General features: G+C 66.8%; 8 protein-coding genes. 1 reads left to right on the forward strand and 7 read right to left on the reverse strand.

Annotation, left to right across the window (positions count from 1 at the left end):
- Window positions 1-378: 378 nt before the first annotated feature.
- From AC07O0_RS26305 to AC07O0_RS26325, 5 genes are all read right to left on the reverse strand, one after another.
- Complete coding sequence (locus AC07O0_RS26305) at window positions 379-1,314, reverse strand: hypothetical protein (protein WP_494627169.1); 936 nt, start codon at window positions 1,312-1,314, stop codon at window positions 379-381.
- Entirely contained in the window at window positions 1,311-1,823 is a 513-nt protein-coding gene (locus AC07O0_RS26310) for a hypothetical protein (protein ID WP_494627171.1), read from the reverse strand. Before AC07O0_RS26310 ends, AC07O0_RS26305 begins: the two co-directional genes overlap by 4 nt.
- Before the next feature lie 4 nt (window positions 1,824-1,827).
- Entirely contained in the window at window positions 1,828-3,042 is a 1,215-nt protein-coding gene (locus AC07O0_RS26315; RefSeq protein WP_494627173.1) for a macrolide family glycosyltransferase, read from the reverse strand.
- On the reverse strand, window positions 3,039-4,079 hold the full coding sequence (locus AC07O0_RS26320; protein WP_494627175.1) for a mechanosensitive ion channel family protein: 1,041 nt from the start codon (window positions 4,077-4,079) through the stop codon (window positions 3,039-3,041). The genes AC07O0_RS26315 and AC07O0_RS26320 overlap by 4 nt, the downstream gene beginning before the upstream one ends.
- A gap of 77 nt (window positions 4,080-4,156) precedes the next feature.
- On the reverse strand, window positions 4,157-5,578 hold the full coding sequence (locus AC07O0_RS26325; RefSeq protein WP_494627177.1) for a patatin-like phospholipase family protein: 1,422 nt from the start codon (window positions 5,576-5,578) through the stop codon (window positions 4,157-4,159).
- A gap of 521 nt (window positions 5,579-6,099) precedes the next feature.
- On the opposite strand from AC07O0_RS26325, the gene AC07O0_RS26330 reads away from it, so the two are divergent.
- On the forward strand, window positions 6,100-6,378 hold the full coding sequence (locus tag AC07O0_RS26330) for a hypothetical protein (RefSeq protein ID WP_494627179.1): 279 nt from the start codon (window positions 6,100-6,102) through the stop codon (window positions 6,376-6,378).
- A gap of 171 nt (window positions 6,379-6,549) precedes the next feature.
- On the opposite strand, the gene AC07O0_RS26335 is transcribed toward AC07O0_RS26330, so the two are convergent.
- Window positions 6,550-7,761, reverse strand: a complete 1,212-nt coding sequence (locus AC07O0_RS26335) for an NAD(P)/FAD-dependent oxidoreductase (RefSeq protein ID WP_494627181.1) — start codon at window positions 7,759-7,761, stop codon at window positions 6,550-6,552.
- A gap of 422 nt (window positions 7,762-8,183) precedes the next feature.
- Complete coding sequence (locus AC07O0_RS26340; RefSeq protein ID WP_494627193.1) at window positions 8,184-9,941, reverse strand: DHA2 family efflux MFS transporter permease subunit; 1,758 nt, start codon at window positions 9,939-9,941, stop codon at window positions 8,184-8,186.
- Window positions 9,942-9,950: the final 9 nt, after the last annotated feature.

The following is a 9,950-nucleotide window of genomic DNA, read 5'->3' on the forward strand; positions in this document are numbered from 1 at the left end:
ACAGTCGGTCCAGCCCCGATTGAACAGACTGGACAATCAAGCTGATGGAATCGTCCCATCCGTCGCCTATTCTGCGATATTGCCGTCTGGTTCGGGCCGACCGCGTCGTAGCAGATCTCCCAGTGCACACATAGTGCACACGCCGATCGACCTTGACGTCTAATACTGAGGTATTGCTCATATTCCGCATAGTGAGAAGCTCGCCTCCTTCGAACCGTCCAGGCGACACTTGGCCATCCTACCTGCGATCCGACGCGACGGCGCTCCTGTGCAACGCCTTATCGAAATGCGGTTGTCGGGAGCGAACCAGCATTGCTCCACTTCGTCGGGCGTTAGCGGGCGGCTTAAACATCATGCGCCAATAGCCGACTCGTCGCCCTATCTCTGTTCGAATGTTTTCGTCGTGCAGTCGCGCCGGATGATCTCGATCACGGCCTCGGCGGTCCGGTCGAGATGGCTGCGCCCATCCGCGAGCCGCGCCGTCGGGCTGATGTAGCTTTGCGGGCCGACATGGGTTGCCGGGTCGAGCGGGTGCGCCGTGATCTTCCCAGCTTCCAGAGCGTGATTCCAGGGGCTACGCCGCCATAGGCCCCAGCGCTGGACGAAGAGCGCGATGCCAGCGCGCTCGATCCAGTCGCTCGCGCTGGTGAGCCGGTACAGATGGCGCGCATATGTGAGATCGTTGGCGCCGTTGTGGAAACCGCCGAGCGTGATCAGCCACAGCGGGGCGCGGAGCTGGAAGAACAGCTCCTCAACTGCGCCGGTGGCCACCTGGGCGCCACCGCTGTAGCTGAGCAGGACAACTGGGATGCCGCTGTCTGGCTCATAACCCGCGAGCCGGAGCTGGCCGGCGATCTGGACGCCCACAGCCTGATTGTACAGCGGACGGTATCGGCGATCGGCAGCGACAAAGGTCTGCATGACGTTGTGCAGAAACAGCGTGATGCCGGCGTGCCGCCGGAGCCAGTCCCAGACTGGGCGCCCGGCGAGCGGCTCCGCCAGCGGCGAGTAGGGTTGGAGCTGGCTCAACACGCGCAGCTCCGGTGCGCCGGAGATGATGGCCTTGACGAGCTGGCCGCCATCGCGCGTATCGGTGAAGCGGCGCTTGCCGATCCCGTCTAGGTAGACCAGGTAGGCATCCGGCGGTCGCCCCGGATCGGCGCCCCTGGCGTAGGGCACCTCCGGCGGGAGCGTGGAGGTCGGCTCGCGCCGGCCGATGGCATAGACCATCAGCTCGTAGCGCGCGAGCAGGCCTTCGGCGAGCAGGACCGGGCCGAGCGCCAAGAGAGCGACAATGAGCAGGAGCTCGCTCACAGGATCGCCTCCCGCTCCTGCGCACCGGCGACGACCCGCGCGATCAGCCGCCGGATCACCGCGACCGTGGCGGAGAGCCCGCCCCCTGCCACGGCGATGCACCCTGCCGCAGTCCACCAGCCCAACCCTGAGGCTGCGGCGAGCGGACCGGCCAGCCCCACCCCGACACCGGCCACGAGCAGGATGTGGAGAAGCGGCCCGAGGAGCGGGAACGCGAGGATGGCGGCCAGGAGCAGCGGAGCGACCAAAGCGGGCGTCCAGGTCAGCCCGGTGATATCTGGCAGCGGGGCTGCATCAGGCGCCACGACCGGCTGCACCAGGTCGGCGACCGTCCACGCGGCGAGTGGCCACAGAGCGATCATCGTGCCCTCGACGACAGTGCCGGTCGCCATCAGTCCGGCCACGAGCGGCAGGGACAGATTGGGCCGGCGCGCCAGCAGGGGCAGCACCCGTCCGGCGCTCTCGGACAACCCGGCGATGACCAGCAGGACGATGACGGTCATCGACATGGGTTCAGCGCTCCCAGGCGCGCTCCGCCACGGCGCCGCTGCGCGCATCGGCGAGATAGCGCTCGAGCTCGTCGGCGGCACGCCGGGCGCCGCCAGCCTCCTCCTGCGCGGCGCGCTGGGCGGCGGCCGCCACGCGGAAACGCGGATTCTCCAGCAGACTCCGGGCGAGCACGTGCACTGTCTCCACCGTGGCGTCTTCCGTGCGAAGCGCGAGGCCGGCACCGAGCTCGACGACCCGCCCGGCCACCAGCGGCTGGTCCGCGCCCTGCGGCACCACCAGCGTCGGCACCCCGGCCCGCATCGCCTCGTTGACGCTGTTCATGCCGCCATGCGTCACGAAGAGCGCCGCCCGCTCCAGCACCTGGAGCTGCGGCACGGACCGGCGGGCCAGCACATTGGACGGGAGCGGACCCAGGGCTGCCGGGTCCTCTTGCCCGGTCGAGACGACGACGGTTCCGCCCAACGGTGCCAGCGCGGTCGCGAAGGTCCGCAGCAGGGCCGGTCCAGCATCGAACACCGTGCCCAGCGACGCATACAGCACGGGGGCCTCCAGCCGGGCCGCGTCGAAAGCCGGGTCGGTCAGGCGGGAACCGACGCTCGCCCCGACGAATCGGTAGGCGGGGCCGAACGCCTCGGCTCCGGGCTGGAAAGCGCTCGAGGTGAAGACCAGATTCAGCGGCTCGCGCGCGTTCATCAGGTCGATCAGGGGCATCGCGCCGGTGTCGTAGCTGCGGTGCAGGCGCCAGCGCGCGCGAAGGTAGTCCCAGCCGAGGCGAGGATGGGCCATAGCGGCCGCCACCAACGCGCAGGAGATGCCGGTCGGGCTGGGAACCTGCCTGTTGAACGCGAAGGTGGTGAACGTGGCCGCCGTCGGCACGCCGAGCTCGCTCGCGGCCACCGCTCCCCAGGGACAGGCCGCCCCATGCACGATGAGGTCGGGCCGGATGCCGCGCAGGCCCGAGAGCACGCCGGGCAGCAGATCGAGGGCGGCCCGGGCGAGCACGTCCAGCATCGCAAGGGGGATCGGCGGGTCCGGCAGAGGCAGATCGCCTCCGGCATAGAGGTGTACCTTCGCACCGGCAGCCTCGATCTGGGCCGCGAACGCGGGGAAGGTGTGATAGGTCACGGTGTGGCCGCGCCGAACGAGCTCCGCCACGATCGGCAGCGTCGGGTTGATGTAACCGTGCATGCCGATGTTGAGGAACGAGACGGTGCTCATTGACGGTCTCCAGGGGCGGCCGGCACCGGCTCGCGCCGGCTCAAACCAGCAATCTCGTCGCCATTTGCCGTTGTCACGAGAACGAGACTTTCGGCCGGCATGGCCAGCGAAAGACCACTTGCTTTGCACTGGTCGTGGATCAGGTCGATGATCTCGTTCTTGGCGGATGTCGCCGTTGCGACGCTCGCGACGCGGAACTGCAGCTCCACCTCGATCGCGATCGCGTCGAGAGCCTTGAGGGCCACGGCCGGCGGCGGCTCCTTGACGATCCGGGTGCTGGCTTGCAGCACCGAGCGCATGCTGTCCTCGACGACGCGAGGTCTTTGCACGGCATTGAAACGCACGCGCAAGGCGATCTGATGCGTCTCGTCGGGGCGGCTGAGACTGGTCAGGCCCTGCTTTGCCAGCAGGCTGTTCGGCAGCACGACGATGTTGTTCGCGCCGGTCAGCAGATTGGTGGAACGCCAGTTGGTTTCGATGACGCGGCCCGCGGTGCCGTCGCTCAACTGGACCCAGTCACCGATCGCATAGGCCTTGCCCAGTGTCAGCGCGATGCCGGAAAAAACGTCGCTGAGCGTATTCTGCAGCGCCAGGCCCAGGATGAGGGCGACCACGCCCGAGGTCGTCACCAGGGGCGCGACCGGTATCCCGAAGACGAAGCCCAGTACCGAGAGCGCCACGCCGAGATAGATGGCGGCAACCGCCATGTCGAGGATGAGATGGGCTTCCCGCGGCTTGCGATTGAGCCTGACATAGATGTGGATGAAGCCGATGATCGTCCAGGCGAGATGGGTCCACCAGAGAACCCTAGCCGATTTGGAGAGCAGCCCGGCAAAGCCCTCCGCGTAGACATCGTCGGGCTGATGCGGAGCGATACCCCCGATATAGAGCACGAGGCTCATGCCGGCGAAGAACAGGATCTGGACGATCAGGCGGCCCGTCGGACGGCTGCCGCCCTGAACGTGCCAGACGACGATACCGCCAATCCCCAGGATGTTGACCAGAGCAAGCGGCAGGGAATGGTCATCACCAAACATGGCAGAGATTCACCAGCAACGAAGGGGCTTGCATCGGACGCTCCAGGCCGTGGTCCATGGCCGCAAATCCCTGCCCGTTACTCGGCGGGATCGTTCTGCGCGGCCAATGCAGCGGTAAGCGGAGGATCGGCGCGCCAGACGCCCTCTCGCCCGACCCGGCGTCCGACTTCGAATAATCGCTGCATGTAGTCGCGATCGAATTCCGTCTTCGCCGCCGCCGTGAATTCCGTGGGGATCGCGACAAAGCGCAGTTGCGCGTGAGCTGCGGTCGCGTGGCTCTTGATACGGGTCAGGTCCGAGATCGCCTGATATTTGACGATCGTCTCGATCGCTCGGCGAGCGATTGCGAGCGTCGTTTCCTGCGTCATCACATATTGCGGATAGAGCCGGCCATTGCGGATGAGATGAATGCGCCGCGAGCGGATATGTCCGAAATGACGCCGCTCGTACTCGCCGAGGCGGATCTCGGGCGGCGCGAAGAACAGTTGTGCGATGGTGCCGCCATCGACATGGAGTTCCTGGCGACGGTCGCCACCGGCCTCGACCTCGATCCGAACCGGAGGAAAGACGGCCGGAATCGCGGCAGAGGCCAATAGGACGTCGATGATGAGCTTCCTGCGCTGCGGACGCCCGCTCGCCGCGATCGCCGACAGATCCCAGATCACCGGCCGCTGTGCATCGATATTCGTCGTCTGGACCAAAAGACGGCGCCCGAGACGGTACTCGGCGGCAATCTCGTCGATCATATGGTCGGTCAGATAGCGGCCGATCAGCGCGCGCAACGGTGCATTGTCGCTCAGGCTGTTTCCGGCCAGGCCGAACAGGCCGAGGCTCGTATAAATGTCGCTGTCGCCGTAGAGCGTATAGACCTGTCGAAGCTCGTCGTCATAGCGGGAGCCCAGGAATGCGAATGGCGCCGCGAGCGCGCCGGTGCTGACGCCAGTGACCACCTCGAATTGCGGGCGGCCGCCCTTCTCGCTCCAGCCGACGAGGACTCCAGCCGCGTAGGCGCCATCTGCACCGCCGCCCGAGATCGCCAGAAAATCGGCCTTTTTCAGAGCGTCAGCCGGGCGCCGTCCCGATCCGACCGCAGCCCTTGTTTGACGGTATTGGACGTCGAGGAGCGCGCGCATCTCGGGCGTGGTCTGGTCGCCCCAGACGCGGGCGAGCTCGATCTGCTCGATCCGCGCAGCAGCCGCGAGACCGACCGGAACGGCAGCGCGATCCCCGCTGGCGACACAGCCCGCTGCGAGCGCGCCCAGCAGCATTGTGATGCCGATAGCTGCCCGGGCAGAGCCAATGGCCAGCAGGTGCCGTGGCATGCGCTTCGGCGTCTGCCACCTGCCTGCTGAAAGCCTTTCGCTGCGAGGCGGGATAGCGGGCACGATGATATCGCCGCTGCCCCGGTCCTGGGCCGGCTCCGGTCCGGTCGGCATCATCGCGGGACGCCTCAACCTGACACCCATCTCCAACAACTCCCTGCCGGGCGATCGATCCATCTCGGATATCCTGGCGGATGCAGCGGGCAGCGAAACAATACCTGGGTCGAGGCTTCACTATCGAAAGGTCGAAGCGCTCTCATCTTAGGCATGGCTCGGACCGAGGACCGAAGGGGGGCGTCAGCTCCGTGGCTCTGCCGGACGCCAATCCCGGCAGTAGAGCCGCAGCCGGCTCAGACGCATGCACGGCTGCAATGATCATCCGGCTTTGTCATGGGGAGGAGCCCCGCACGCGATCGGGCGCATCCCAGCTCCACATCCGCGAAAACTGGATCGCCTCGCCTGCTCGACGCACGACCTTGTGCGCGAGCGACAGCTGGCAGTCGTTGCGGGTGACCGAAGGGGGCGCCTGTCCAAAGATCTAGGGCGGTACCGCCAAAGTATAGATTCTCGCTACTTGTAGCTGATTGAGATGTCTTCTGCCCGGGCCGCAGAATGCCGCCAAGAGCCCTGGCGATGAGATCCGCGGGCTCCAACCGCCATCGATCGCGATGGCCTTCGCTCAGATCGGAGTTGCCGCCATGCGTTCCCTCATCTGGCTTCTCAGCCTGCCGGTGGTCCTGCTGTCGCCGGGCCACGCGGCCGAGGGCCAGCAGACGATATCTCAGGTGCCTCGACTGGGCGACATCGTTCCCGCCTCGGTGCGCGTGATCGGAATCGATGGCGAGAGCGTGCCGCGGCGCTACGGGATGCTGATCATCGACGGGCGTTTCATCGTCCTGGTGGAGGCGAAGAGCCGCAGGGTCGTCGAGGTGATCTCGGACGCCCCGCTTTTTGCTCCTGCGCCCCGGGCGCGCTGATCTAGCATTTTTCGGAAGCTCCGCCGGCCGCCCCAGGCCCCTCTCCGAATGGCGGCCTATACGATCTGCAAGCATGAGCCGTGATGGTCAGGCGCGATACCCGACGCGCATAGACATGACAGCGGGGCGATCTACCCCGCTGTCACCCTGTTTCACCGCAGGCCGGCGCTGTCAGAAGTCGACAGTGCGCGCGTAGAGCACGTTCTCATAGGCTGCCTTGCGGTCCGCGGCCGGCGGATAGATCCAGACCTCGTTGATCTCCTTCTTGACCTTCTTGGCGTCCGCACCGGTGATCTCGACCTTGGAATCCCAGCCGCGCGTGAAGATGGCGGTGTCGGGACCGAGGTCGAGACAAGTCACGTAGACGGGCTGGTCATAGGGAAGCGTCGGTGCGCCAAGCAGATCCGCAGCGGCGTTGTGCCCGGCGAAGGCGCCGAGGCGGCGGGCGTGCTGACAGGACATCACGGCGTAGTTCCCGGCCGTGTCGCTCCGCGCCTTCGCCGTGTCACCCGTCGCAAAGACGCCGGGAGCCCCTGGCACGCGCAAGTCGGACTCGACCACGAGACGGCCCAGGTTGTCGCGCTCTGCCGGCAATTGCGCGGTCAACGGCGAGGCGCGCATCCCGGCGGACCAGATCACCGTGGAGGTTTCGATCCGCTCGCCGTTGCTCAGCGTGACGCTGTTCTCATCGAGCCCTGCAATGCCGACATTCAGCCGTGTCTCGACACCCAGCGCGCGCAGCCGCTCTTCGATCAGGGGCCGGGGTTCGACGCCCATCGCCGGCGCGACATGCTCCGACCGGTCGACGATGACGACGCGGATAGCGGTATTCTCGCCCAGGATCTCGCGCAGCCGCCCCGGCATCTCGGTCGCGAATTCCAGCCCGGTAAAGCCGGCGCCGCCGACCACGACCGTATTGCGCGCCGCCGATGCCGGCTTTTTCGCCAAAGCGTGCAGGTGACGATCGAGCTCGACCGCCTCGGCCAGCTGCGTGGCGGCGAAGCCGAATTCGGCGAGACCGGGGATCGGCGGAGTAAAACCATTGCTGCCCGCGGCGAGAACCAGCCGGTCGTAAGGCAGGGTCGCCGAAGTGCCATCGGCCGCTGCGACCGTGATCGTCGACGCAGCGCTGTCGATCATCTCGACGCTGCCCTGGCGATAATTGATGTCGGTCGCGGCAAACAGCTCGGTCAGGGGCGCGACCATCTGTTCGGGGTGGCGTTCATAGAGACGCGGGCGGATGACCAGCTCCGGCGCCGGCGACACCACGGTGATCGCCACGTCATCCGGCGACACACCCAGTTCATGACGCTGGCGAGAAGCGCCGAGCGCCGCCATCAGCCCTGCGAAACCCGCCCCGATGACCACGATGTTCTTGGGCATGGAAGATCTCCTCGTCCTTGTTGAAAGCAACGGTAAAGAACAGCTTGCCTTTCCACCGCCGCGAATATCCCTGACCCTGCAGGCGGACACGCGCAGCGAACTGGCAAAATCACTCGGAAGGCAGCACGGTGCCTGTTGCGGGATGTCGCCCGCAGACCTTGATCGGATCTTCAATCGTTCGGGTTGCCGGGACAGCGTTGGCCTCGCTCTCTCGCCACCTCGGCCGATCGATCTCCTCGGCCCCTCATTTATGCTGAAAGCGCCTCGGCTCTGTCGAGAATGGGATACCCTATGCAAAGGTTCAGGATGTCCTGTTCGCCTGGCGGGCGTGAATTGATCGTTCGGGGTCTCTCGCCGCGTTTCGCTTCGTTGCCGCCGCAAGAGCGCAGCTGATCCGCGTCTCTCAGGATGACGGCCCTGGCTCATGCGGCAGGTTTCAGTTTTGGCGCTTCTCGCGCCTCCGGGGAGGTGCTGTCGGCACCCCTATCCTCCCGACTACCGTCATAGGCCGACACTGTGCGGCTCAGCGGTGCTGCTGGCGTCCTCGCCTTCTCCGTCCCGTTTTGGGCCGGCAGTCGAGGCCTCGATACGATTGTCTTCGGGGGCTCTGCCGCGTGTTTTTCGTATTTGTGGAATCCGATTTTGATTGCGACGAGGATTGGGGCTGCGACGACGAAGAGGAGCGCGACGGCGTTGAAGGCGGTGTCGAAGGCGATGACGACGGATTGATTGGCGACGGCGCGGCCAAGCAGGCTGGCAGCGGCGCGGCCGGCGGCGGCGGCGTCCATGCCCTTGGCGGTCAGCATCGCGGTCAGGGCGGCGAGGCGCTCGATGACGGCGGGCTTGCCGGCCGCGACATTGGCGCTGAGGACGGCGAGATTGTGGATGGTGTGGTGGTCGATCAGCGTCTGCAGCGCTGCGATGCCGATCAGGCCGCCGAGCTGGCGGCCAGTGTTGAACAGGCCGATGCCGGCGGCGAGCCGGCGCGCGTCGAGCTGGCTAAAAGCGATCAGCGTGATCGACAGGAACAGGAAGCCGAGGCCGAGCCCGCGCAGCAGCACGCCGGCCATCATGTCGTGGGCGCCGCTCTCGCTGGTCGAGCCGGAGAGCAGCCACATGCCGCTCATCAGGATCAGGATGCCGAGGGGCACGGTGGCGAAGGGCGGCAGGCGGCGGAACTGCACGAGCAGGGCGACGAGGAGGAGCGTGGCGATGAAGGGCGCGCCGCTCGGCAAAAGGAGCGCGCCGGCCGCGCTCGGGGTGAAGGCGAGCACGGAGACGGCGAAGGCCGGGATCACGAAGGCGCTGCCGGACAAGGCGGCACCGGCGACGAAGCTGACGATGAAGGCGAAGCTGAAGTCGTTTGGTCCGAACAGGCTGAAGTCGATGAGGCCACGGCCCCTGGCCATCACCTGCTGGACGAGGAAGGCCGCCAGCGCGGCGGCGCCGATCAGCGTCAGCCAGAGGATGCGCGGTTCTTCGAACCAGTCCCAGCGGCTGCCCTGCGTCAGCACATAGGTGAGGCAGAAGAAGGCGAGCGAGAGCAGCATGGCGCCGAGCCAGTCGAACCGGCGCGGTGCGCGCCTGTCGGGCATCGGCCCATCCGCCAGCAGGAGAAGCCCGGCGGCAGTGAGGGCGAGCGGCACGAGACAAAAGAAGATCCAGGTCCAGGCCTGCGCATCGAGCAGCCAGCCCTGCAGCGCAGGCGCAAGCGTTCCAGGCGCGACGACGGCGCCCATGGCAAAGAGCGCCTGGAGCAAAGGCTGGTGCGCGGTGGGGAAGCGCAGGAAGATCAGCGCCTGGCCGGCGACGAGCAGGGCGCCGCCGGAGAGGCCCTGGACGAGACGCAAGGTCACCAGCACATCGAGCCGGGTGGTCATGGCGGCGATGCCGCAGGCCAGCCCCATGGCGAGGGTGGCGGCGACGAGCACGCTGCGCGGATCGAGGCGGCCGATCAGCCAGGGCGCGGTCATGAAGCCGATCAGCTTCAGCGTGATGTAGCCGATATCGAGCCAGGCGAACTCGTCGGGCGTCGCCGCGGTGTCGCCGATGATGTCGCCGCGCCCGAGCGAGAGGACGGTGCCGGCGATCGCCTCGGTCAAGGCGGCGAGGACGATGCCGGAGAGAAGAAGGGTGCCGGCGGCAGCGCTGCTGCGGCTAGGCATGGCAGTGGCGACCATGGTCACGAG

The organism is Allobosea sp. GW821-FHT10B12 (genome assembly GCF_059415545.1).